The following is a 26608-nucleotide window of genomic DNA, read 5'->3' as shown; positions in this document are numbered from 1 at the left end:
ATACCCCAAAAAGGTATCGCTTATTTTTTTTTATTTTCTATGACCCGACAAAGGAACGGATTATTGAAAAAAAGAATAATAAAACCTAATTGAAAGCGAGCCATTCCAAAGATTTAGGAAAAGGTTTCGCCCGCCTTGTAATGAAGTTTAATTTTAAGGAAAAGCCCTGCAAGGCGGAAACAAAAGTTTCGCCCGCCTTGAAACGGTGTTTATTTTTAAGCAGAAGTTTTGCAAGGCGGAACTAAAAAAGAAAAGGAGAAATGGTATGAGAGAGTATTATACACAGATGGAAGCGGCCAAAAAGGGGATAGTTACACCTGAAATGGAGATTGTTGCCGCAAAGGAAAATATGGGCGTTGATAAGCTTATGAAGCTGGTTGCCTGCGGACAGGTTGCAATCCCTGCAAATATCAACCATACATCACTGTCGCCGGAGGGAATCGGTTCAGGACTTAAAACAAAAATCAATGTAAACCTGGGTATTTCCGGCGACTGCAAGGACTACAGCGTGGAAATGCAGAAGGTTGATATGGCTATAAAGTTTGGCGTTGAGGCTATTATGGACTTGAGCAACTACGGTAAGACAAATACTTTCCGTCAGCAGCTTATTGAGAAATCTCCTGCAATGATAGGAACTGTTCCTATGTACGACGCTATCGGTTATCTTGATAAGGACTTGCTTGAGATTTCAGCAAAGGACTTTTTGAAGGTTGTTGAAGCCCACGCAAAAGAGGGCGTTGACTTTATGACAATCCACGCAGGTATCAATAAGAGAGCGGTTGAGGCTTTCAAGCGTGAGGGAAGAAGAATGAATATCGTTTCCCGTGGCGGCTCTTTGCTTTTCGCATGGATGGAAATGACAGGAAATGAAAACCCATTCTATGAGTTCTATGACGATGTTCTTGAAATCCTCCGTGAATATGACGTTACAATCAGCTTGGGCGACGCTTTAAGACCAGGCTGTATCGACGACAGCTCCGACGCAGGACAGATTGCAGAGCTTATCGAGCTTGGAAATCTTACAAAGCGTGCATGGGAAAAGGACGTTCAGGTTATGGTTGAGGGCCCAGGTCATATGGCAATGAATGAGATTGCAGCCAATATGGTTATGCAGAAGAGAATTTGCCATAACGCTCCTTTCTATGTTTTGGGACCGCTTGTTACAGATATCGCTCCGGGCTATGACCATATAACATCAGCAATCGGCGGAGCAATCGCCGCAGCTAACGGTGCAGACTTCCTCTGCTATGTAACACCTGCCGAGCATTTAAGACTTCCTGATATCAACGACGTTAAAGAGGGAATCGTGGCAAGCAGAATTGCCGCTCACGCCGCAGATATTGCAAAGGGAATCCCAGGGGCAAGAGATATCGACAACAAGATGTCAGACGCAAGACATAAGGTTGACTGGGAAGAGATGTTCAGCCTTGCAATAGACGGAGAAAAGGCAAGAGAATATTTTGAAAGCACACCTCCAAAGGATAGACATACCTGCTCAATGTGCGGTAAAATGTGCGCAGTAAGAACCACCAACATGATTTTGGAAGGAAAAAAGGTAGAATTCTGCACAGAGAAATAATTTTGTGATATAATAAAGCCGTATTATTTATTTACATACGGAGGTACACAATGAGTATATCAAAGGAAACCATGCTGCTTTACGGAGTCACCGACAGGGGAAACCTCCACGGAAAAACTCTTTTGCTGCAGGTGGAGGAAAGCTTAAAGGGCGGCGTTACTTTGGTTCAGCTCAGGGAAAAGCACCTGAGTTTTGAGGAGTTTTTGGAAGAAGCCAAAGAGATGAAAGAGCTTTGCCATAAATACGGAGTTCCGCTGCTTATAAATGACAATGTGGAAATCTGCATAGAAAGCGGAGCCGACGGCGTTCATGTGGGACAAAAGGACATGGAAGCCGGAGCGGTAAGGGAAAAGCTTGGCAAGGATAAAATAATAGGAGTTTCCGCAAGAACAGTGGAACAGGCAATGGCGGCACAAATCGCCGGCGCTGACTATTTGGGAGTTGGAGCGGTTTTCTCAACCTCCACAAAAGAGGACGCAAAACCTCTTGACCACGAAATTTTAAAGGCTATAATCAAAGCGGTAGATATTCCGGTGGTTGCCATAGGCGGAATCAGTTCCGAAAATGTTTCACAGCTTAAAGGAACAGGAATAGACGGAGTGGCGGTGGTTTCCGCAATTTACGGCAAGGAAAACCCAAAGGAAGCCGCAGAAAATCTTAAAAGACTTGTTTCGGAAGTGGTAAAAGGATGAATTTCCCCAGTGAAATAACCGGAGCAATTTTCGACGTAGACGGAACTCTTTTAAATTCCATGAGGGTGTGGGAAGGCTTGGCGGAAAGATACCTCATGTCAAAGGGAATTACACCGGAAGAGGGACTTAGCCAAAAGCTAAAAACCTGCACGGTTTCCCAGGCGGCGGACTATTACAGAACTCATTACGGTTTGGATTTGTCCACAGATAGAATTATCTCGGAAACCAACGATATAATAAGAGAATTTTATGAAAATCAGGCGGAAATGAAGCCGGGCGTAAAAGAGCTTTTAAATAAATTTTCAAGTATGAAAATAAAAATGTGCGTGGCAACCGCCACCGACAGAGAGCTTATAGTTCCGGCACTGAAAAGAAACGGGATTTATGATTGCTTTTGCGCAGTTCTTTGCGGCGATGACATAAAGACAGGAAAGGACAGTCCGGAAATCTTTTATAAAGCTTTGGAAATTCTCAAAACCGATATTAAAACAACATGGGTTTTTGAGGACGCTCTCCATGCGGCGCAGACCGCAAAAAAAGCCGGTTTTAAAGTCGCTTGCGTATATGACAGCTGTTCCCATGAAAATCAGCCGGAGCTTGTGAAGCTTTCCGACCTGTATTTAAAATCTTTTGATGAATTGGATTTGATAAAATGATAAAAAAAGTATTGACCATCGCCGGTTCCGATTGCAGCGGAGGAGCCGGTATTCAGGCTGATATAAAGACAATTACCGTTCATAAAATGTACGCCATGAGCGTTATCACAGCTTTGACCGCTCAGAATACCACAGGTGTTTACGGCGTTATGGAGGCAACTCCCGAGTTTGTAGTCCAGCAGATTGACTGCGTGTTCAACGATATAAGACCTGACAGCGTGAAAATCGGCATGGTTTCAAATAAAGACATTATAAAGGTGATTGCCGATAAGCTTAGAGAGTACAAGGCGGAAAATATTGTGGTTGACCCGGTTATGATTTCCACCAGCGGAAGCCGTTTGATGTCCGAGGACGCTTCTCAGATGCTTATAAATGAGCTTTTGCCATTGGGCAGAGTTATAACCCCGAACCTCCACGAGGCTCAGGCTCTCTGCGGCTTTGAAATAAAGAGCCACGAGGATATGAAAAATGCAGCTGTTAAAATAAACGAAATGACAGGGGCAAATGTTTTGGTTAAAGGCGGACACCTTGAGGATACCGCAGACGATTTGCTCTATGGTGACGGCAAGTTTTATGTGTTCCCCGGTGAGAGAATAGACAATCCAAACACCCACGGAACAGGATGTACACTTTCCTCAGCCATAGCCTGTAACCTTGCCGCAGGAAAAAGCCTTGAAGAAAGCGTAAAATGCGCCAAGGAATACATAACAGGAGCTTTGAAAGTAAACTTCGACTTAGGCAAAGGCAGCGGCCCCCTTATGCACAATTATCTTTTGTGATTTTAAAATTTAATACATATTTGCAGCGTCGGAAACGGCGCTGTTTTTTTATTTGAAGTTAGTCTGTATATTCTGTGAAGATTTACTAAATAATTATTGTAAGACTGAGATTTTTGTTGTTTTTCGGCAAAATGATGATATAATTATTTATAACTGTATAGGTATTGCGTGATTATAAGGAAAGGGTTGATTTTATTGAAGAAAAAAATCTCGAGGGAAGCTTTTAAAAAGGCTTTGGCTCTGCTTCTCTGTGTGATAATGGCTTTTGGTTTTTCCGGGTGCAATCTGATAGGTATGACCGGAATGATTACAGATGTTTTGCTTAACCAGGGAACTCAGGAGGAGTTTGAAGAGCTGGTGGAAACAATGGCTGTGGAATCCGCCGAAAGCTCATATATGACCACACATATTATGATGGAAAATCCGGAGGATTACGGCGTTGATAAAAGCCTTTGTCCTTTGGAATTGTCCCCTCATTTTGACGACAGCACATGGGAGGAAAGTAAGGAATCACTTGAATATATGAAATCTGAGCTGAAGAGATACAATCCGAAAACCTTGTCGAATGATATGCAGGCGATTTATTATTATCTGGAATTTTATATCGAATCTTCTTTAAGGCTCAGCCAGGATGAGTTCAGATATTACGGCTGCGCATTTGAGTCAATTAGTGGAATACAAGCCCAGCTGCCCAGTGTTTTATCAGAATGGGATTTCCGTTCGGAACAGGATATAAAGGATTTAATAGAGATTATCAGGGACATTCCCGCCTATATTGATTCACTGATAGATTACACAGAAATTCAGGTGAGCAGAAAGGAATGGACTGGAGACGCCCAGGAGGTTACCGACTACTGTCAGGATATAATCGACCAGGGCGAGGATTGCTCCATGCTTCATGGAATGCTTAATAATATTAAAAAGGTTGATTTGACCGAGGAACAGCTTGACCGGTATACAAAAGAGATTACCGAGGTTTACAACGAATGCATTATACCTGCATATCAGAGTATAATCGACGAGATGAAAAGCATAGATGAAAGCGTTCAGCCCAGAAGTATTTGGGAGCTTGAGTACGGTCAGGAATATTACGAAGCTCTGTTTTATTCACAGACAAGTGTGGACGAGGATATCGACGATATTGTAAGAGAGCTGAACAGCCTCAGACAGCAGATTCTGTATCAGCTTCAGATGATTATATATGAAAATCCCCAGCTTGCCACAACTTTGGGAGAGGATATAACAACAGGCTTTAGCAGCTATGAAGAAATAATAGAGTATTTAAAGGGAAGATACCAGGAGGATTTCCCTGCAATAGATTTTCCGGACTATGTTGCCGACCCGCTGGAAGAGGATATGGAGGTTGAGGGAGTTGCGGCGTACTTTGTTATTCCTGCCCTTGACCAATCTTCACCTATGAAAATACGAGTAAATACAAGCTCCCAAAGCGATGTGTCCTCGGCAAGCACCTTTACCACAATAGCTCATGAGGGTGTTCCGGGACATATGTATCAGACTGCCTATTCTTACGAGAATTTAAGCCCATGGGCAAATATTCTCTGTGGATTTACCGGATATACAGAGGGTTATGCAACATATGTTGAGTTATACAGCCTGCAATATCTTTCCGATGTTGAGGGTATTTCCGATGATGACCTGAACTTTTTAAGACTTTACAATATGTACGACTATTTTACAGTAGCATATCTTGATATACAGGTAAACTATCACGGCATGACATTGGAGGAAATGGCAGCAGAGCTGGGATATTCCGTAAATGATGCGGAAACCCTGCAGCCTGTGTATGACCAGCTTGTATACAATTCTGGAATATTCCTGCCATATTATATAGGCTTTTTGGAGTTTTACCAGCTGAGAGAGGACGCACAACAGGCGTTAGGTTCAAAGTTTGACGATAAGTCTTTCCACGAGGCAATCCTAAAAAGCGGTTCAGTGCCCTTTAACGTAGTTGAACAAAACGTAGAGGAATATATATCCTCAAAACAGTTTGCAGCAGCATAAATTGAATTTTATAAAATAGTATTTAAAAGCGTTTAGAATTCGTTGATTTCAATGAATTTTAAACGCTTTTTATTTTTGATTAATATACAAAATTGTTTTTTGGTGTATTTATAGAAATTTTGAAAAGTTTTTTTGCTATTTAGTACAATCAATTCTGATAAGTCTATAATTTACTGATATATTTTAATATTTCAATTATGCAAAAAAAGCGAATGTAAAAAAATGGTTTAACAAACTTTTTGAATTGGAAGTATCTCTTGTAAAAGAATTGTAAAACAATATTATTATAAAAATTAAAGGGATCTCTCGAAGGGTTTTTGAATTCTTTTGTATGATATTGCTTGATATAAACCTATAAAAAAGCTTTAAGTGCTTTTTTGTGCTTTGTTTTGGCTTTTGAAAGTCTTAGTATTGCAGCTGCTGTCGATGAGCCGGATAATAGTGACAAACAACAAACCATAGCCGTAAAGGATATATCCGGAAATAACAATCTCGTATTCTCTATAGCCGGTATGGAGGAAACTCAGGATGAGCTTGCGTATAATCTGAGCTTGGATTTTATGGTTGAAAATCCTCAGGGTGACTATAAGGTGAACCCGGGGGATAAATTCAGCTTTAGTCTGCCGTCAGATATTTTCACCGCTGAAGATACACAGGAAGCGGTGGCAATTTACAGCGAATCCTCAGCATCTTTTGGTGATATAAAAACCGAGGTGAAAGGAGAAAAGATTGCAGAATATACTGTGAAATCTCAAGTAGTTGAGGTTGTGTTCTGTGATTATACCGAGCAGGTGGAGAATATCCAGTCATTGTTTGGTAGAATAATGATAAAGATAAATCTTATGAGAAAAGCTCTGACCTTTGAGGAACAAAAGTCAAAGTGGGATATTCAAACACTTGAGGACGGAACTGTAAGAAGTCTGGAAATACAGCTTCCTGCAAGACAAACTGTTGAGTGGTCTGAAAGAACAGAACAGTTCACAGTGTCACAGACAGACAACGGCGAAAACGAAAAGACAGTTCAGTTTTCATTTAACGAAAGCAAGGACAAATTCCCTCCTATGGAAGGAGATACAGCTGTAATTGCCGTAGGTGAGGAATGGCAGATTAAATCAGAGAAGATCGATGCTGAGCCGGCAGAAGCTGAAAATGCGGAAGAGTCTGAAGCTGAGAAATCTGTTGTTACAAATTATCTTTTAGTTGAAGGCAACACAGAGCCTTTTGCTTTGTACAAATTAGAAAACGGCAATCTGGTTATTACATTTGAAAAGGAAGTTGAAAACATCGACGATATTTCAAAAATAAATGGTCAGATTTCTTTGGAAAAGATTCCTGAGCCGACTGAAGAAGAGACTGCCGAAACAACTGAAGAGATTACAACGGAAGAGGTTACAGAGCCTGCAACAGAGGAAACAGCTCAGACAGAACCTACAGAGGAATCTTCACAGGCAGTTTCAAACGCTGAGAATAACTCCGATGTGTCTTTGTTGGCAGACGACTATGACATTGATGAAAACGGAGTTTTAATTAAATTTACAGCATATAACTCACAGGCTGAAGAACAGGATATTTATTGGATAGACAATAATAATTCCAATAATGTAAGACCCGATGTGGATGATGTAAAGGAACAGCTTTATAACAACGTAAAGTTTACCGCTACATACACATATACAGAGAACAATGAGGAGCATATAGGAACGTTCACAAGAACCTTAGCTGAGCTTGGTGTTGATAAAAGCAAAGTGACAGTTACAGATTTGGGCGGAACAAATCATTATGTGTTTAATGTTGCTAGTTCAGGTCTTCCGTCAGCAGCAAAAATTACTGTTGAGGATAAGACATATGAAAATATAAAACTTACATGGGATTACACCCTTGATACAGAGCTCTACAGAGATCAATATTATTACGTTGATGTAAATGAAAATACTGTAGATCAGTGGCCTAGTTCAGGCGAAAATTTTGGCTGGTATTTCTCAAAATCCATGGATTACAGCATAGACATTGAAGTAAGACATGGACAGCAGGCTATGTATGGTATAGATGAGGTTATTGCTGATTTGTACCACTTCTACTATGTTACAAATGTTTATGTAGATGGAGAGCTTGTAGAAGATCATTCAGCTATAAGTGATTTGACAAGTCGAAATGATATTGTTTGGGGAGAATGGGATTACGATACAAATACATTTAAGGGAACAAATACCTTTACAGTAAAACATCTTCCTATGTACAATCTTGACGGTTCAGAAATTTTGTATTACATAGACAGACCTGAAGAGGGCGAAGAATCTAAAAAGATAGAAAGTCTTATTTACAACGGAGAAGACCTTCTTCCAGGTGATGACTATCTTTTGGAAACAGTTGAAAACGACTTGGTTTCCAACTTCGGAACAGATACAGAACGAGTACATACAGGCGGTTTGCTCATCCTCACAAGAACAGGATATAGAGAGTATAACGCAACTAAAGAATGGCACGACGAAGCGGACAGCAGTACAAGACCAAGGCTTGAGTTCCAGCTTTGGCGTGTTGCGTATAGACCTGGCGATGACCTTTCTACTCTGTATCAGTCAGCAACACCTGTAAAAGATAAAACAGATAAACAGACTGCAACCTTTGTTATTGAGGCAAACAGTACAGAAGATACACAGCAAATATCTTTTGAAGAAATGTTTAATCCGATTGCAGGAATAAAAGAAGGTTATCTGCCTAAATACGATAAGGAAGGTTATCCCTATATATACTTCACAAGAGAGTATATGAGCGGAGAAGGTGTATCAAAATATAAGGTTGTATACGGAAGCGTTCAGCCTGACGGAACAATAAAGGATACTCTTCTTTATGACCAGACCGAAAGAGACGGTTTCGACAACAGTATTTATAACGGAGGAACTGTAAGTAATATACTTATCGGAAATGTAACGACATCGGTTGAAAAAATTTGGGACGCAGCCGCTTTCCAGAGCGCATTGACAGATGTAAGGGTTGTTTTAAAACTTCAGTGCAGACCGGTTGATGCAGATCAAGGAGATGAAGACAACTGGGTTGATACAGAAATAACCCATGAAATGGACAACTTCATCGCTGAAAATCTTGAACAAAGTTACTCACAGAGTATGTCGAAGTATGATAACTTCGGACGTGAACTGGAATACAGATGGGTTGAAGAGGAAATATATCAAGGAGAAAACAATGATACCAACCTATTGAACCCTGACGGAAGTTTTATCCTTAATCAAAATGGATATGAAGTTTATTATAATTCCACGTTGTCAATAGATAAAACAGAGGCTGGTGTGTATCACACGTCTATTCTTAATAAGATTGAAGATAAGACAGAGGTTATCGCAATAAAGGAATGGAGCGATGAAATACCTATAGAACAGAGAACACCTGTTGAACTTATGCTCTATAGGGCAGGGTACGATTCCACAAGATATCCTTTAAGAACCATAAGTCAGAGAAACTTTGAAATCGACGGAAATGTGGATGAAGAACCTACACCGCTTTATATATTTGCAGATGGAACAGGAAACCATTTTCTTGCGGGCTATGTTCAGGAAACAGAGCCTTGGAAAGCTCACTTTACAGAGCTGGACAGATATGATAAAGACGGACATCCATATGACTATATTCTTCTTGAGGAAACACATGGAAACTGGTATACAGATTATTCCACAACAACTGATGATAAAGGAATAATAACCACAGTTATCACCAACAGCCCTCCTGTTGTAGATATATTTAAGATTTATCTGCGTAAACGCTGGATAGACGATGGTGACGCACAGCACAGAGAAGATGTAACCTACACTATATACTGCCAGGAAGATGACGGAAGCTTTACGGAAATCGCAAAACAGGTGATTACAGCTCAGGATAACTGGTGGAAGCGGGTTAATCTTAATGCGAAGTATAAAGACAAAAAATTACTTGTTCTTGAAACACAAGTAGGAAACGTTAGGATAGACTACTTTGACCAAGAAGGAAATCCAATGGACCCAGGAAGTATTAAAACAATTTTCAATATACAAAATGGAATAAACGAGGATTCTCCATTTATACAATATGAAACAGACTATCATAAATATGAAGCTACATATATGATGGTTCAGCTGGAAAATCTTAATTTCTATACTGTTTCCAACAGACGTCTGGGAAATATAGATATTACCGTTGAGAAAAACTGGGTTGACGGTGAGGATGAATATATTTCTAACGAGACACGTAAGAAGTTTATATCTGAACTTAAAAATCTGGGATACAAGCTTGTTTTGAAATTGGAGTTTGCTCCCGGATACGAAGATAAGGGCGATATTGATTACGAAGAAAATACAGTTACCATGGTAAATGAAAAAGAACCTATTAAAGATAACAACAACAATTATGTTTCAGCAGTTCAGGATGTTTCAAAAGAAACAGCAAACTCCACATACTATTTCTGGAATCTTCCAAAATATGATGAGTTTGGAACACTTGTAAGTTATCAGGTTACTGAGTATGTCTATGATGAAGCTAAAAATGAGTATTATTCTTTAGATGAATTAAAAGCTAATGGAATTATAGATACAGAGTATAATTCAAACTCTTATCAGGTAAGCTATGAGCTTTCAGAAGGTCATCATAAAAATGACAAACAGGGAGTTGCAGTTACTAATGGTTTGTCAGGAAGCAAAGAAATCTTTTTCAGAAAAGAATGGAAAGATGCTTATCGCTATAAAAACGGTGAACGTCCTGACATATACTTGTATCTTTACAGAGTAATTCATGTGAAAGATGAAGAGGGTAATGTGGTTGAAAAAATAGAGAACATCTATTTGGATAGTAAGTGGAGTTTCCATAATGATGTAAACTATTCAACCTGTAACTTCGGTTCGATGCCTAAATATGACTCTTTGGGATATGAAATTTTCTATTATGCCCGAGAGAAAATGAGAATCAATAAAGAAATATTTGACTATACTGAGGTTGAATATAAGTACTGGGAAGACCCTTCCGATAATTCGGTAATTGATGAGGAACATCCTAACTGGGAAGAATACCGTGATATAGGTACCGAATACGGCGGCCTGCTGTCTACAGAAAAAGATAAAACATTGCTTAGAGAGTATGTAGAAAACGGCGAAAAAGTTTACCTGCTGAAAGAAAGAGGAATGTTCGTAAATAAAATTGCCGCAAATGTAACCATAGACGGTAAAAAGATATGGGCAAATCTTCCATCAGGATTTTTGCAGGCATATCTTCCGGAAGTAAAGTTTTCTATCTATCAGTTTATAGAGGATACAGACCCGGGAAATGACGAAGATTTAAACCAAGAAACTCCGATAGCAACGCTTACAGTGAACGACTGGTCAAAACAGCTTGTTAAAGGTGAATATCACTTTATGATTTCTTACGATGGTGAAAATACCAATAGCATAGATAGTGAAGGTAATTTGGTGGCTGAACCTGTTGGGGAAGACCAAGGAAGACTTCCTAAGTATGATGATAACGGTGAGCTCCATATTTACAGACTTCGTGAAGAGGTTATAGGCTTGAACGGTTCAGATGCAAATGACATTAAACTTGTATTTAAACAGCCTGTAATAAATAACTACGCTATCACAAACGGTTATAATCCTCAGCTGGGAAGTGTAAGTGTAAGAAAATGGCTTGATACAACGCCGTTTAATGACGACGAGGAAAAGCCGACAATCTATTTTGCCCTTACACGAACATATAAAAACGATGAAGGAAATGTTGTTTCCGACCCGCATTTCATACAAGTTATGAAAATGGACTACAAAGACTTTGTAAACGGAGTTGCCGATATAACATTTAAAGACCTACCGATTTATGCGCCGAACGGAAACTATTATACCTATAAAGTTGCCGAAAATGCTAATAAGCTTATGCAGGGCGGTTACGATATGACCGCAGGCAATGGACTTTTGGCACAGGATGCAAACGGAAAATACACTGTAACTGACGACAATAAAGACGGTATAGTAGAGGTTGACGGACTTATTCCTATAAAGAATAACGATGATGGAACTATTCCTGATCCACCTGCACACCCGAACAGCAATCTTACAAACTGGGCTACATTTAAAAACGTGTACAACACAGGTGATGACGCTGCACTGTATTTCGGAAAAGAGTGGGTTGACAATAACAATACAAACGGTTCAAGACCTAAAACTCTAACTTTTGAAATATACAGAAGCGCAGACGCTCAGTCAGGACAGGGAAACGCTATTTCTGAAACAAAAATAGGCACATTTACAGTAACTATGCCCGATAATTGGAATGAGATAAACAGTATTAGCAATAATCCTGCAAATGAAAATATAACCATTGATAACACATCTATAGAGATGGTTAAAAACTTAGATATTTCAGTAATATCAGCCTCCGGAAATTCTGCCGACTGGACAGGCACAGGTGATTTTGCAACATCCAAATATTGGCTGTTCCAGCTTGAGGGATTGGAGATTTATGCGCCTAACAGTATGCCGTGGAAGTACAAAATAACTGAGATTGACACAGGTTTAAATGGCTACAACATAGCTATAGGCTCCGATGGTGTCCAGTTCACATATTCAAAGGGAACAAATAGTTACAACACAATGGGAAATGCAATTTCAAAATTGTTTAAAAACAGTGTTGAAACCTCATATACTATGTGGAAGAACTGGAGAAAAGATATCGGCGACTTTCAGAATTCAACAAATAAAACAGGATATAATATAAAGCTTGATTCAACATTATATGTTGCGGGAGTTCAGGCAGAATCTGACGGAACAGCTCCGGATGCTGAACAGTATAATAATCCTGATTTGTGGAAAACTGTTACCTCTTCAGAATTTAAAGATATTCTTAGTGCATACAACGTACAGGAAACCAGAAGCGTCACAATAAATAACGGCGCAACTTTGGGAGCGAAGGATGCGGCAAGCAGTATATTTGCTGAACATCTTCCTGTGACGGTTATGTATAACGGCAATGTTTACTATCTCAAATATTATATGATTGAAAGTAAACTCAGCTTTATAAATTCTTCAAATACTACCGTTTATTATGAGGAATTCACACCGACATTTAAACTTTATAATAAAAAGGGAAAAGATTATCCAGACGTTTCAAGAATAGGTTTTTATCTTGATACACAGTCATATATTCTTAAGGATACAATCCATTATATTTATGAGGAAACTGCATTAAATATTTTTGAACCTGTTGTTTCCAGTGAAGAAATTCTTGATAATATCCACGTTGCAGGACTAAGGTCAGTGTATACAAATACACAGGATAGTACAACGGATAAATCTATTTACCCATATATTAACTTCTATGATGGAAATACCAAAAAGGAAAGCACTTTTGTTAACCTGTATGGCGAAACAAATCTTAAGGCTGAGAAAACTTGGGTGGATGACGCCGAGAATATTTATGGTACAAGAGAACCAAACGGTGACGGATGGAAGATTGTCTTTAATATACAATATAAAGACAAGAACGACCCAAGCAGTTCCTGGGAAAACTTTAAATATGGAAGCAATGCTGCTGCCATAACAATTACCGGTGAAAACAGCGAGGATAACAAGAGCAATACAGTTACTAATCTTCCGGTATTGGGTGTTTTACCTAATGAGGACAACACAGGTTATGATATTGTGAAGTTTGAGTATTGTGCAAGAGAAGTTTACAACAGCATAGTCATAAATAATGAGGAAATCTACAGAGATATCTATAAGGCTATTTATGACGAAGATACTCAGCCTGATGCAGAGAATAACCTTTATACCTCATCTGTAACAAACCATATGATAACCATTGAGCTTGAAGCCACAAAGAATTGGGAGGATACATACGGAGAAATAACTCCGATTGATATGATTTCACCTGTTACCTTTGAGCTTCAGTATCAGGATACAGCCGGTCAGTGGACTTCATTTAATACACCTGCAAAGGTTACTTTAAATGGTGAACCTGATGATGTTGACCAAAGTGACCTGCCGGCTTGCTATGAGGACATAGCATGGCACGCAGTATGGAACTTTGTTCCAAAGGTTATGCCGGGTTCAGCAACTACCGGAGAGGGAGACGCTAAGCAGACAATCTACAGAATAGTAGAAACATCTGAAAATGCATATCCAACTGACGGTGATACTGAATTGAATAAGGATAATACAGACCCGACGAAAGAAAATGCATACTCAATCACCAATGAGCTTACAGAGCTTAGGATTGAAAAGGTGGTTGAAAAGTATGTTGACGGAGCTGTTGTAAATGATAAGTTTATTTTCACAATTTCCGGAGATATGGACAATATCAATCTTTATTATAAAAAGTATAATAAGGGTAACGGAGCTGCAGTGCAGGATGAGCTTGCAGAGCAAGGTCAGATGGTAATTGCTTCGGGAAAAACAAACTTTGAACTTTCCGATAATCAGTATATTGTAATCTATGGTTTGAAGAAGGGTAAAACCTATACTATAACCGAAAATTCCGGAAAATATACAGCTTTCTATAAGGTAAACAACGGAACGGAAACAGAGGGAAATACCGCCTCGGTAACTATTCCTAACAGCAAGCCTGCCGATATGGATTACGTACTTTTTACCAATAAGCGATTTGGCAAGATAACAATCAATAAGGTTGATGAGAATGATAAAAAGCTTAACGGAGCTACTTTCCTCCTGGAGAAAAAGGTAAATGATTCAGCCACAGGAACTGAAAGCTGGGAAGAAGTAGAAAGAAAAGTAACCGGAGCTGACGGAGTTGACGGTGTTGCTGTATTCGACAAGCTTGACCTTAATGTGAATTATAAGATTACAGAGCTTAGTTCCGCAGACGGTTATAACAAGCTTATCAATCCTATAGAAGTATATCTGCCGCTTGGAAGTGATACTAAGGGCGAAAATCCGTTGTATGATACAGAGATAAACGGACTATATTACTACGCCGAAATAACATACACAATCGGAAACAATGCATCCCTTGAAATCCCGACAACAGGCGGAAGCGGATTCTTTAATCCGGGTATTTTAGGAGTATCAGCTCTTATTCTCGTAGCATTCTTCTATGTAATAAGAGAAGACAGAAAACGCCGTAAGGCAAAATCAAAGCTTTAATATTATGCAGATTAGAGGACATCTGCTTAATAGAATAAAAACAAAATTTTTGAAAGAAAGGTGTAAAAAATGAAGACAAATAAACTGTTTAAAAAACTGATTGCTTTCTTTATGACAGCGGCATTGGCAGTAGGATGCTTCTCAATGACAGCGTCCGCAGCCGCAAAACCTTTGAATGAGGCTGATGTAACAATCGCAGACACAGCCTATTACAAAAGCCTTATAGGAGCTGCTGCTCCTGATACTGCTACAATCAATATCAGCAAGTACGTTGAGGTTGATAATTCTGATCCTGCACAGGCAGATACAAATGCACCTGTAAGAGGAGTAGATTTCAGCATTTGGAAGATTGGTGATATCTTCCAGGTACAGGATGGAACTGATACCCTTATGGCATATGGTATTTCAGATTCATTGGCAAAAACTATAGGACTTATCGGTGACTACACCGTAACAAAGGACGGAGAATACGTTCTTGTTAAGGACTACAAAGAAATAAATGAAGCCCTTATGAAGACATTCCCTGAAGGTTATAATGATGAATTGGGCTACAATATTACAGACGATAATACAAAAACTACAAATGATAACGGTCTTGCTACTTTTACAGAACAAGAATATGGTCTTTATCTTGTAGTTGAATCAAGCGTTGCAGAGGCAGAAATTAAAGACGCAGAAGGAAATTGGAATTGGATAACAATCACAAGAAAGCAGGCTCCTTACGTTGTTTCTGCTCCTATCTATGATGATACAGCTGATAAATGGCTTGCAGAAATCAATGCAACAGCAAAGAACGTAACAGGTACAGCTGATATCGACAAGAAGATTGTTCGCTCCTATGACGGAACACTTGGATATGCTGACGGAGAAGTTCTCAATGATACTGACGTAACAAATGTTAACGATGTTGTAGAGTTTAAATTTATATCAAAGGTTCCTGACCTTACAGACAGTAAAGATAATACAGCTATTGATATTGACAAATATGTAATCACCGACGCAATAAGCAAGGGTCTTACACTTCCGGAGTTCTCTGCTGAAAATATTGTAATCACAGATAATAAAACAGGTACAGCTCAGAATTACACATTTGATACTGATTATACAGTGACTAAAGTAGATATAAATAATATAGGCGCAACTACCGGCTCTGACTCATATGCAAAAGGAAGCGCATTTACAGTAACATTCACAGATAAGGGTCTTGAAAAGCTTACAAATCTTGCAAAATCTATGAGTGACGGTGAAGTTTACGTTTACTACACAGCTACAGTAAATTCTGGTGCAGTTGTGGGAGTAGAAGGTAACCCAAACAAGGTTAAGCTTACATTCCAGGCAGGACAGAGCCATGAAATTGATACAACATGGAAAGAAGTAAAAGAATTTATCTTCGGTATGGAAGCAAACAAGCTGTTTGACAATGCTCAGAAAAATGATTTGGCAGAAAAAGTTAGATTTAAACTCTATATGGATGAAGCTTGCACACAGGGTGTTGTAGTTACAGGAGATAACGGAAATTATGTATACAGCGGTTCCGGAGAGGCAACAGAACTTAAGCTTGACGGAAACAGCAAGCTCTACATAAAGGGTGTTCCTACAGGCGTTGACCTCTATTTGAAAGAAACTGCAACATCAACAGGCTACAACAAACTCCAGAATCCTGTAAAAGTTAAGCTTGTTCCTGCTTTTGATGCAACAGACACTGACGAATACACAGGACTTCTTTCTGGACTTCTTTCTAATGGTTCAACAGTTAATGATGAGGCAGCAACATTGACAAATCCTGCAACAGCTGTTACATTTATAATTAACAATACCTCCGGCTTCAAGCTTCCTGAAACAGGCGGAATGGGCGCATGGATATTCGCAATCCTTGGTGTTCTTGTAATCGGCGGCGGCGTAACATTCTATGTTATTACACGTAAAAAGAGAGCATAATTTAAGGAATAAAATAAATTAAAAATCCGCAAATAATTGAAAGGTACAGGGAGTTTTTATGCTCCCTGTACACTGGCAGAAAGGACTGATCCCCTTAAATGAAAAAATCCGTAAGGGTGACAATTACTGTTTTTGTTGTCGCCATAGGCATATGTCTTGCGGCATATCCGTTTGTCAGCAATTATCTTTATGAGCTTCGTCAGGACGAGGTTATAACAGATTATGTGACGGATGTGGAAAATCAAGGGGACAGAGCGGTAGAAGAGGAAAAACAAAAAGTAGTAGAATATAATAAGAGCCTTTTAAATGCCAATGTTGTGCTTACCGACCCGTTTGACCCTGACGCAATCAGAAACGCACAGGCAGAGCCATATAATTCTCTGCTTAATTTAAACGGCGACGGAGTTATGGGATTTTTGTACATACCTGCTATAGATGTGAGGCTAAGTATTTATCACGGCACAAGCGCAGAAGTTCTGGAAAGCGGCGTAGGTCATCTTGAATATACCTCAATGCCAATGGGCGGAGAGGGAACACACACGGTTATGTCTGCACATACAGGACTGCCGGGAAAGAAACTTTTCACAGACCTTGAATTATTGGAGGAAGGCGACATATTCTACATATATGTTCTGGATGAGGTTTTGGCATATCAGGTTGACCAGATAAAGATTACCGAGCCTGATGACGTTTCAGAACTTTCAATTTATCACGACAAAGATTATGCTACTCTTGTAACCTGTACACCATATGGTGTAAATTCTCACAGACTTTTGGTAAGGGGAGAGAGAATCCCTTACGAAGAGGCAGAGGCGGTTTCCCAGGAAACAGAGAAAAAAACCGGAAGCCAATGGATGAGACAATATTTTTACGGAGTAATTGTGGGCTTGATAATTTTCCTTATTTTGCTTATGATTTTCTTTAAGCTCCGTTCATGGAGGAAAAAATATGAAGGATAGCACAAGAAAGAGAATTTTATTTCTGTTTGTACTTGTGGGGCTGATGATTATAAACTATCCTTTTGTAAGTCAATGGGTAAATAAAGGAAGCGAAAGCCGGGTAATTAACAATTACGAATCCATAGTACAAAATATGTCGGAGGATGAGAAAGCCGAGATTATCACTTTGGCAAATGAATACAACCAGCGGCTTGCCCAAAGTCAAACCGGAATTACCGACGCTTTTTCAACTGCATATAAAGCCGATGAAGAATATAACGAACTTTTAAATCCGGGCGGCGACGGAATAATGGGATATATAAACATACCGAAAATAGATGTAAATATACCCATTTATCACGGCACCTCAGCATCTGTTTTGGAAAGCGGAGCGGGTCACCTTTACGGAAGTTCATTGCCGGTTGGCGGAGAAAGCACACATGCAATCCTGTCTTCTCACAGCGGACTGCCGTCAAAGGAGCTTTTCACAAATCTTGACCAGCTTGATACTACGGATTACTTTTATATAAAAGTAATGGGTGAGACACTTGAATATCGCATTGATTCAATAGAAACGGTATTGCCTAATGAAACGGAAAGTCTTGTGATAAAACAGGGCGAGGATTTGGTAACTTTAGTGACATGTACGCCGTACGGAGTAAATTCTTACAGGCTTCTTGTAACGGGACACAGGGTTTACTCTGTAGAGGGAGAAGAAGCGGAAAGCACTCCGGAGCATATCGAAGAGGGCATAAGCGGCATGCTTAAAATAATATTTATAATTTCTATAATAGTATTGATTTTAGCGGGGAAGATTCTTCTTTTTCCCTGCCGTAAAAGGGAAAGGAGGAAACAATGAAAAGCAACTTCAAATTTAAAAAGTTGATATTTGCAGCTGTGTTGATTTTCTGTCAGCTTGTTTCCTTTGTAAGTGTCAGCGCCGCAGCAACCGGCGAAAAGGGCAGTATCCATGTGAATTTAAACGACCTGGGTACAGACTTTGAGGGAGTAGAGCTTACCTGCTATCAGGTTGGCGTGCCTCTTGGAAGCAATGCTGTTGAATGGACCTTGACTGAAGAGTTTAAGTCCTCAGGTGTGGTTTTTAACAAATTGGAAACTGCTCAGGACAATATAAACGCTGCTTCTAAACTCAGCGCAGTTGCAAAGGAAAACGGTGTTGCAGGAATTACTGCAGAGTCCGATAAAAACGGAGTGGTTAAATTTGATAATCTGGATATGGGAATATATCTGATTGTTCAGACAGACTCCGCAGATTACGGATTGGTAAATTCTTTCCTTGTATCTGTTCCATATAAAAATGCGGAGGGCGACTGGGTAATGGATGTTGAAACCCAGACAAAAGGAGAAAGCTTTGAGCCTACTCCTCCGCCTCCTCAGACAGGACAGGAAAACAATAACAATATGCTGCTGATATTTATCTGCGGAATATCTGTTATTTTAATAGGTGTTATGTTGTTTGCAGGTAAAAGACAAAAGACAGAATAAAAAAATTCGCCGGCAGGTTTTCCTGCCGGCGTTCTTTATAAATATAATTATTTGTATCTTACCGCTGTTCCGTAAGCCATTATTTCTGCTGAACCCTGCATAATTTCAGAGCTTGTATATCTTACGCCTACTATAGCGTCAGCACAAATTCTTGCGGCGTCGTCTATCATTCTCTGAGTTGCGATTTCTCTCGATTCTCTCATCATCTCGGTATATTCTGTAACTTCTCCGCCCACGATGTTTCTAAATGAAGCCATAAAATCTTTTCCCATGTGTTTTGCCCTTACGGTGCTTCCCGTAACAATTCCCAAAGCCTCAAACTGAACGCCGGGGATAAAATCTGTAGTAACCAATAACATATGTATGTCCTCCTTTGGTTAAAAAATTACAGTTTGATTATAACATTTTTTTAATTTTTAGTCAATATTGCGGAGAAATATAGCTGTGTTTTTTAAAATAATATAAGCTTTGATTATATTTTATTTTTTATAAGTCATAAAAGAGGGAAACTTTGGTAAAAAACGGAAAATTAGGGTAAAATAAAACTGTGAATGCAGGATTTTGAGTTTATTTATTCATTTTTATTTTTAAAAACTTAGAAAATTCAAGTATTTGTAAAATATTTAATTTTAATTGAAAAATATATTGATTATTCCTGCATATGGTGGTACAATAACAAATGGTAAAAACAAATTCATGGGAGTGATTGCAGTGCAGAACAGCTACAGCGATTTAATACCGGAAATTTTAGAATACAGTGAACTTTGTAAGAAAAACGGAAAGATTGACCCTGAACTTTACAATAAATATGATGTAAAGAGAGGTCTTAGAGATAAAAACGGTAAAGGTGTTTTGACAGGCCTTACCGAGATTTCAGAAATTAACGCCTTTGAAGTTGTGGACGGCAAAAGAGTTCCTATTGACGGCCAGCTTTTCTACAGAGGTTATAATATAAGCGATTTGGTAAACGGATTTATCAACGACAAGCATTTTGGCTTTGAAGAAATAACCTATTTGCTTCTTTTCGGCGAGCTTCCAAACAGGGAACAGCTTAAAAAGTTTAACGAGCTTTTGGGTTACTACAGAACTCTTCCAAACAGCTTTGTAAGAGATATAATCATGAAAGCCCCAAGCCGTGATATTATGAATGCCCTTTCAAGAGAGGTTTTGACACTTTATTCCTATGACCTTAAAGCCGACGACACTTCTATTGAAAACGTGTTAAGACAGTGCTTGCAGCTTATTGCACTTTTCCCTGTTTTGTCTGTTTACAGCTATCAGGCATACAACTACTACCACGACAATCAGAGCTTGTTCATACATTCTCCTCAGCCTAATCTTTCAACTGCGGAAAACTTTCTCCACATGCTCAGACCTGACAGCTCATACACAATGCTTGAAGCAAAGCTTCTTGATATGGCTTTGGTACTTCATGCAGAGCACGGCGGCGGTAACAACTCCACCTTTACAACACACGTTGTAACAAGTTCAGGCACAGACACATATTCAGCCATTGCGGCGGCTTTGGGTTCACTTAAAGGACCTAAGCACGGCGGCGCAAATGTTAAGGTTGTTCAGATGTTTGATGAAATCAAGGAAAATGTCAAGGACTTCCACGACTACGACGAGGTTGAAGCCTTTGTTTCAAAAATTCTCGATAAGGAAGCATTTGACAGAACCGGTCTTGTTTACGGTATGGGTCACGCAATCTATACAAAGAGCGACCCACGTGCAATGGTATTCAAGGGTTATGTTGAGAGCCTTTCCAAGGAAAAGGGCAAAGAGGATGAGTTTGCTCTTTATCAGAATGTTGAAAAGGCAGCAGAAAAGCTTATTTCCCAGCGCAGACATACATTCAAGGGCGTTTCTGCAAATATCGATTTGTACAGCGGCTTTGTTTACAGTATGCTCAATCTGCCACTTAAGCTTTATACACCGCTTTTTGCAATCGCAAGAGTTACAGGCTGGAGCGCACATAGAATTGAAGAACTGGTAAATCCAAGCAAGATTATCAGACCTGCTTATGAAAATGTACAGCCAAGACATGAGTACAAGACAATGGACGAAAGATAATTGTTTTATCTTGTAATTTATAAATAAATATGTTATTATAAAAAGGTAAGGGGAATGAAGTTCTCCCCGGGATAAATCCCGAACCGCAATTATTGCTGATGACTTCTGCGAAATTTCCACGCAGAAGTTGTCGGCTTTTTTTGTTTTATAATAATGTATAAAGCAGAAAGCTTGCCTGGAGCGGTAAAGGGATTCCAAAGGGACCACCGTCCCTTTGGCAGGAGGTTTGGAGGGCAGAGTCCTCCAAGGAGAGGAGTTAAAATTTTATGTTGAGAAGTTTGGCGTTAATTTTTCTTGTGGGTCTGCTTATGGGAAGTATTTTTAATAAATTGAAGCTTCCCTCACTGCTGGGCATGATAATAACCGGAATGATTTTAAGTCCCTATGCTTTAAATCTTCTTGACCCGTCAATTATGGGAATATCGGCTGATTTAAGGCAGGTGGCGCTGGTTGTAATTCTCACCAGAGCAGGTCTGTCGCTGAATATTGAGGATTTGAAAAAGGTGGGACGTCCGGCAATTTTGATGTGCTTTGTGCCTGCATGTTTCGAGATTGTAGGGGTAATTTTAATAGCCGTACCGCTGCTTGGGGTTTCTGTTACGGAAGCCGCAATAATGGGAAGCGTGCTGGCGGCGGTTTCTCCGGCGGTTGTAGTTCCCAGAATGTTAAGAATAATGGAAGAGGGCTACGGTGTGAAAAAAAGTATACCTCAGCTTATTTTGGCAGGCGCTTCCGTTGACGATGTTTTCGTAATAGTTTTGTTTACAGCCTTTACATCCATAGAAAGCGGCGGAGAGGTTTCTCCCGTGTCCTTTGTTCAAATTCCAATATCAATCCTTTTGGGCGTGGCTTTGGGTCTTGTATGCGGACTTGCCCTTATATGGTTTTTCAAAAAGTTCCACATGAGGGATTCGGTAAAGCTTTTGATTTTTTTGAGTATTTCCTTTTTGCTTATTGAACTGCAAAATGAACTTGAGGGAATAGTTCCTATATCGGGACTTTTGGCTATAATGAGCATGGGCGTTGCCCTTTATAAATGGTACAATGTGCTGGCGGTTCGACTTTCCTCAAAATATAACAAGCTGTGGGTAGCGGCTGAAATTCTGCTCTTTGTGCTGGTGGGCGCAACTGTCGATTTAAACTATGTGGCAACTGCGGGACTTTTGTCTGTATGCGTTGTGGTTTTCGCTATGATGTTCAGAATGGCAGGTGTTTTCTGCTGTCTGCTTAAAACAAAGCTTGATAAAAAAGAGAGAGGCTTCTGCATGGTGGCTTATACACCAAAAGCCACAGTACAGGCGGCAATCGGCGGAGTGCCACTTTCAATGGGTCTTGCCTGCGGAAATCAGGTTTTAGCCCTTGCGGTAATAGCCATACTTATAACCGCACCTTTCGGAGCTATCTGCATTGATAAGCTTTATAAAAAGCTTTTGAAAAAAGAATAACAAAACAATAAACGCCATGCAGAAATAAAAACTGCATGGCGTTTGTTTTAAACATTTACCGGAATAAGGGTGACTGCGTTGTCTACAGTGTCCTTTATAAGCTTGTACTCTATGGACTCGGTGAGGGCAAGTCTTGAGGCGTCCACAACGTCGCCGGAAACTCCTATTGTTGTCCAGATACGCTTGCCGTCGGTGGAGGTTATCAAAACTCTTACCGGTGCGGCGGTGGCTTTTTTGCTCTCCATAACTCTAACCTTGTAGTCGATAAGCCGCATTTTCACAAGGCTTGGGTAAAATACCTCAAGGGCAAAACGCAGAGCCTTGTCAAAGGCGTTGATAGGGCCGTTTCCCTCTGCCGCCATAAGCTGGGTTTTGTCGCCCACCTTTACCTTTACTGTGGCGGTGGCTGAACATCCCTCTTCGCAGGGTCTGCCTGTTACAATCTTATAATTGAGAAGCTCGAAAAAGTTCTTGTAAGCTCCCAGACAGCGGCGGATAAGCATTTCAAAGGAGCTGTCCGCACCCTCGAACTGATAGCCCTGAGCCTCAAGCTTTTTAAGCTCTTCCAAAACCTTGAGAGTTTCGGGACTGTCCTTTGTTATGTGAGGATTTATTTTTTTAATCTCCTGCAAAACTGCGCCACGTCCGGTGATTTCGCTCATGAGAATTTTTCTTGTGTTTCCCACGGTTTCCGGACTTATATGCTCAAAGCTTCTGGAAAGCTTCAAAACTCCGTCAGCGTGCATACCTGCCTTGTGGGCAAAGGCGGCAGTTCCTGTGTAAGGCTCGTTTCTCTTTATGCTGATGTTGCATATCTCCGCAATCTTTCTGGCGGAGGGAGTAATCTTGGAAAGTTTTCCCTCGGGTATGCAGGTTTTGTTAAGCTTTATGGTGAGATTTGGGATTATGGTGGAAAGGTTTGCGTTGCCGCATCTTTCGCCGAAGCCTAAATATGTTCCCTGAACGTGGGTAGCTCCGGCTTTTACCGCCATAACTGTGTTGGCAACAGCCATACCCCTGTCGTTGTGGGTGTGTATTCCTATTTTATCCGGGAAAAGGCTGTTCATTTCCTGACAGATTTCAAAGATTTCATCGGGGAAAGCTCCGCCGTTTGTGTCGCAGAGTACAAGGGCGTCTGCGCCTGCATCGTAGGCGGTCTGCAAAACCTTTACGGCGTATTCCTTGTTGTCCTTGTAGCCGTCAAAGAAATGCTCTGCGTCAAAGAAAACCTCTTTGCCTTTGTCTTTGAGATATTTTACCGTGTCGTATATCATGCTGAGATTGGTTTCACCGTCTGTAGCAAGGATTTCCGTCACGTGGAGAAGCCATGATTTTCCGAAAACCGCCACGGCTGAGGTTTCGGTATCCAAAAGAGCCTTTATGTTTTTGTCCTCTTCAACGGTTTTGTCCTTGCGCCTTGTGCTTCCAAATGCCACAAGGGTGGAATGTTTAAATTTTTTCTTGGTTTTCACCATTTCAAAAAATTCCATGTCCTTGGGATTTGAAAAAGGGTTTCCCGCTTCTATGTAATCTATTCCCAAATTGTCAAGGGCGGTGGCTATAGCAAGCTTGTCCTGCAATGAAAATGAAATGCCCTCTCCCTGAGCTCCGTCACGGAGAGTGGAATCAAGTATTACAACTTTGTCCATTTATCTCGCCTCTATCATTTTTATTTTTCCTCTAAAAGTTGTTTTTAGCAAATGTAATTAAATATTTGATATGTATTCTTCAATAACCGCTATGGATTTTTCTGCGGCTGATTTGCAAAATTCCATGTAGTCTGTTCCCTCGTTGGATTTCAGGTCGTCGGAAATGCTTCTCAGAATAGAGAAAGGAACTCCGTTTCTGTAGCAAACCTGTCCGACGGATGCGCCCTCCATCTCACATGCCATTGCTTCAAAGGTTTTGCCGATTTTAAGTCTTTCCTCAACATCGGAAATAAACTTGTCGCCGGAGGCTATAGCTCCTGTTAAAACAGTTGTGTTTTCAAGCTTTTTGCAGGCTGAAAGAAGTCTGTTTGTCACGTCCGGGTCGGAGGGGATGTAGATAAGATGTTCATCGTTGAAGCTTATCTGTCCCAAAGGGTCGCCCAGGGCTGTTATGTCCATGTCGTGCTGTAAAACCCTGTCGGAGATAACAATGTCACCTACGGAAAGCTTCTCGCTGAGAGAGCCTGCAACACCGCTGTTTACAATGGACTGGGGTTTGTATAAATCAATCATAATCTGGGTGGACATGGCGGCATTTACCTTGCCTATGCCGCATTCAGCCACAACAACGTCCTTGCCGTGGATTTTTCCCTTTGTAAACTCGATTTTTGCCACGGTTGTTTTTTCTATGTCGCTCATCATATTTTTAATGCCGTCGGCTTCAATAGCCATGGCGCAGATAATTCCTGTCATGTTAAAAATCCTTTCTCAATCCATATTTCCTGTTTCGTACATAATTATTGTGAGAGCCGCCAAAGGCGCTGTTTCCGCACGCAAAATTCTTTTTCCAAGGGTAGCGGTGGTTCCACCTGTTTTCAAAAACTCTGAAACCTCCTCAGGGTCGAAGCCGCCCTCGCTTCCTATGAAAATTCCCAGAGATTCGATATCTTTAATTCCCGAGTCGGAAATTTTTTCTCCGCCCTTTTCATAGAACAATATGTTTTTGCTGTTTTCTCTGCATTGCTCCAAGGCTTTTTTAAAGTCCAGAGGTTCGCCGATTTCAGGTATAATTCCTCTGTGGGACTGCATTGACGCCTGCTGGGCGATTTTCTGCCAGCGCCGGCACTTTTTCATAAGGCTTTTTTGGTCGGGTCGGGAAACACAGCGTTTTGTAATAACCGGCACAATCTTGAAAACTCCAAGTTCAACTGCCTTTTGGATTATGGTGTCCATTTTGTCGCCTTTTGTAAGAGCCTGATAAAGTGTGACCTTTATTGAAGCCTCGTTTTTGCAGGGCTGGCTGTAGAGGATTTCCGCAGTTACAACGCCGTTTTGAATTGATGTTATTTTGCAGAAATGCTCCTGTTCATTGGAGTCGCAGACGGCTATTTCTTCACCCTGAGCCATTCTCAGAGAACGCTCAATATGGCGTCCGTCCTCTCCGTCAATTATAATGTTTGTTTCTTCCCTGTCCACAGGGCGGTCTATAAAAAATCTGGGCATAAAACCTGCCTCTTTTCTTAGAAAATTCTAACATATATAATAACAAAATTGAGAGTAAATTGCAACCGAGCTTTCTTTCCCTTTTATCTCAAAAGGTGTATAATGTATAAAAGCAAAGGAGGTCGGCTTTATGAAAACCGAAAGAATAATAAACGAACAGTACGTTGATGAAAAATGCAGAGCTTACGGAATTTCACAGGATGAAATCCAGACAGAGCTTGTAAAAAAACTCACCCAAAAAGGAATAAAAATCTCAACAGCGGAAAGCTGTACAGGCGGCCTTGTTTCCAAAAAGATAACGGAGGTTTCGGGAGCTTCTGAAATATTTGAGTGCGGTGTGTGCTCCTACGCCAACGAGATAAAAAACAGGGTTTTGGGCGTTGAAAATTCTGTTTTGGAAAAATACGGCGCAGTGTCCTATGAAACCGCCTGCCAAATGGCACAGGGCGTGAAAAACCTTGCAAAGGCACAGATTGGAATATCCACAACAGGAGTTGCAGGCCCTACAGGCGGAACCCCTGAAAAACCGGTGGGACTTGTATACATGGGAGTATGTGTAAACGACAGCGTTTTTGCGGTGAGAGGGGAGTTTTTCAAAACCTCAGGAAGAGAAAACATAAGGGAAGCTGCGGCAAAAACGGTTTTGCTGTTGGCTTTTGAAGAGGTTTCAAAGCTATAATTTTATAGGCGTATTTTGGTTATATTG

At 40.3% G+C, this 26608-nt stretch carries 17 protein-coding genes and 1 riboswitch; of the genes, 13 read left to right on the top strand and 4 right to left on the bottom strand.

Annotated features, from left to right (window positions below; all coding sequences use genetic code 11):
* Window positions 1-265 precede the first annotated feature (265 nt).
* The 10 genes from thiC to CGICJO_RS01725 all read left to right on the top strand — a co-directional run bounded on the left by thiC (window position 266) and on the right by CGICJO_RS01725 (window position 19232).
* Window positions 266-1579, top strand: a complete 1314-nt coding sequence (gene thiC / locus CGICJO_RS01770; RefSeq protein ID WP_486499411.1) for a phosphomethylpyrimidine synthase ThiC — start codon at window positions 266-268, stop codon at window positions 1577-1579.
* A 50-nt stretch (window positions 1580-1629) separates the two neighbouring features.
* Complete coding sequence (gene thiE / locus CGICJO_RS01765) at window positions 1630-2271, top strand: thiamine phosphate synthase (RefSeq protein WP_486499410.1); 642 nt, start codon at window positions 1630-1632, stop codon at window positions 2269-2271.
* On the top strand, window positions 2268-2927 hold the full coding sequence (locus CGICJO_RS01760) for an HAD family hydrolase (protein WP_486499409.1): 660 nt from the start codon (window positions 2268-2270) through the stop codon (window positions 2925-2927). The genes thiE and CGICJO_RS01760 overlap by 4 nt, the downstream gene beginning before the upstream one ends.
* Window positions 2927-3706: a bifunctional hydroxymethylpyrimidine kinase/phosphomethylpyrimidine kinase gene (gene thiD / locus CGICJO_RS01755; protein ID WP_486499983.1), complete on the top strand. Its 780-nt coding sequence runs from the start codon at window positions 2927-2929 to the stop codon at window positions 3704-3706. Before CGICJO_RS01760 ends, thiD begins: the two co-directional genes overlap by 1 nt.
* 195 nt (window positions 3707-3901) lie before the next feature.
* The gene (locus tag CGICJO_RS01750) at window positions 3902-5728 is read left to right on the top strand and encodes a DUF885 domain-containing protein (RefSeq protein ID WP_486499408.1); all 1827 of its coding nucleotides are present in this window, start codon (window positions 3902-3904) and stop codon (window positions 5726-5728) included.
* Window positions 5729-6117: 389 nt separating this feature from the next.
* A complete protein-coding gene (locus CGICJO_RS01745) occupies window positions 6118-14850 on the top strand; it encodes a DUF7601 domain-containing protein (RefSeq protein WP_486499407.1) in 8733 nt (2910 codons plus the stop codon).
* A gap of 69 nt (window positions 14851-14919) precedes the next feature.
* On the top strand, window positions 14920-16788 hold the full coding sequence (locus CGICJO_RS01740) for a SpaH/EbpB family LPXTG-anchored major pilin (protein ID WP_486499406.1): 1869 nt from the start codon (window positions 14920-14922) through the stop codon (window positions 16786-16788).
* A gap of 98 nt (window positions 16789-16886) precedes the next feature.
* The gene (locus CGICJO_RS01735; protein WP_486499405.1) at window positions 16887-17747 is read left to right on the top strand and encodes a class C sortase; all 861 of its coding nucleotides are present in this window, start codon (window positions 16887-16889) and stop codon (window positions 17745-17747) included.
* Window positions 17737-18585 carry a class C sortase gene (locus CGICJO_RS01730; protein WP_486499404.1) on the top strand — a complete coding sequence of 283 codons (849 nt, stop codon included), beginning with the start codon at window positions 17737-17739 and terminating at the stop codon, window positions 18583-18585. Before CGICJO_RS01735 ends, CGICJO_RS01730 begins: the two co-directional genes overlap by 11 nt.
* A complete protein-coding gene (locus CGICJO_RS01725; protein ID WP_486499403.1) occupies window positions 18582-19232 on the top strand; it encodes an LPXTG cell wall anchor domain-containing protein in 651 nt (216 codons plus the stop codon). The genes CGICJO_RS01730 and CGICJO_RS01725 overlap by 4 nt, the downstream gene beginning before the upstream one ends.
* 47 nt (window positions 19233-19279) lie before the next feature.
* Here the strand turns inward: CGICJO_RS01725 and CGICJO_RS01720 are convergent, their stop codons facing one another.
* Window positions 19280-19591, bottom strand: a complete 312-nt coding sequence (locus CGICJO_RS01720; protein ID WP_486499402.1) for a YbjQ family protein — start codon at window positions 19589-19591, stop codon at window positions 19280-19282.
* A gap of 337 nt (window positions 19592-19928) precedes the next feature.
* On the opposite strand from CGICJO_RS01720, the gene CGICJO_RS01715 reads away from it, so the two are divergent.
* Entirely contained in the window at window positions 19929-21305 is a 1377-nt protein-coding gene (locus CGICJO_RS01715; protein WP_486499982.1) for a citrate/2-methylcitrate synthase, read from the top strand.
* A gap of 41 nt (window positions 21306-21346) precedes the next feature.
* A riboswitch (Fluoride riboswitch) is annotated at window positions 21347-21420 on the top strand.
* A 151-nt stretch (window positions 21421-21571) separates the two neighbouring features.
* Entirely contained in the window at window positions 21572-22750 is a 1179-nt protein-coding gene (locus tag CGICJO_RS01710) for a cation:proton antiporter (RefSeq protein WP_087378488.1), read from the top strand.
* Window positions 22751-22797: 47 nt separating this feature from the next.
* Here CGICJO_RS01710 and cimA read toward each other — a convergent pair whose 3' ends face one another.
* Genes cimA through CGICJO_RS01695 form a run of 3 tightly spaced genes read right to left on the bottom strand, consistent with a single transcriptional unit; the run spans window position 22798 to window position 25902 of the window.
* Entirely contained in the window at window positions 22798-24399 is a 1602-nt protein-coding gene (gene cimA, locus CGICJO_RS01705) for a citramalate synthase (RefSeq protein ID WP_486499401.1), read from the bottom strand.
* Between the two features lie 57 nt (window positions 24400-24456).
* Window positions 24457-25152 (bottom strand): 5'-methylthioadenosine/adenosylhomocysteine nucleosidase, encoded by a 696-nt coding sequence (locus tag CGICJO_RS01700; protein ID WP_486499400.1) that lies wholly within the window; start codon window positions 25150-25152, stop codon window positions 24457-24459.
* A gap of 15 nt (window positions 25153-25167) precedes the next feature.
* Window positions 25168-25902, bottom strand: a complete 735-nt coding sequence (locus CGICJO_RS01695) for a 16S rRNA (uracil(1498)-N(3))-methyltransferase (RefSeq protein WP_486499399.1) — start codon at window positions 25900-25902, stop codon at window positions 25168-25170.
* A gap of 130 nt (window positions 25903-26032) precedes the next feature.
* On the opposite strand from CGICJO_RS01695, the gene CGICJO_RS01690 reads away from it, so the two are divergent.
* Window positions 26033-26581, top strand: a complete 549-nt coding sequence (locus CGICJO_RS01690) for a CinA family protein (RefSeq protein WP_486499398.1) — start codon at window positions 26033-26035, stop codon at window positions 26579-26581.
* The last annotated feature ends 27 nt before the right edge of the window (window positions 26582-26608 follow it).

The sequence above is a fragment of the Candidatus Limousia pullorum genome (assembly GCF_057405065.1).
This window is presented reverse-complemented; position numbering and strand designations above follow the sequence as displayed.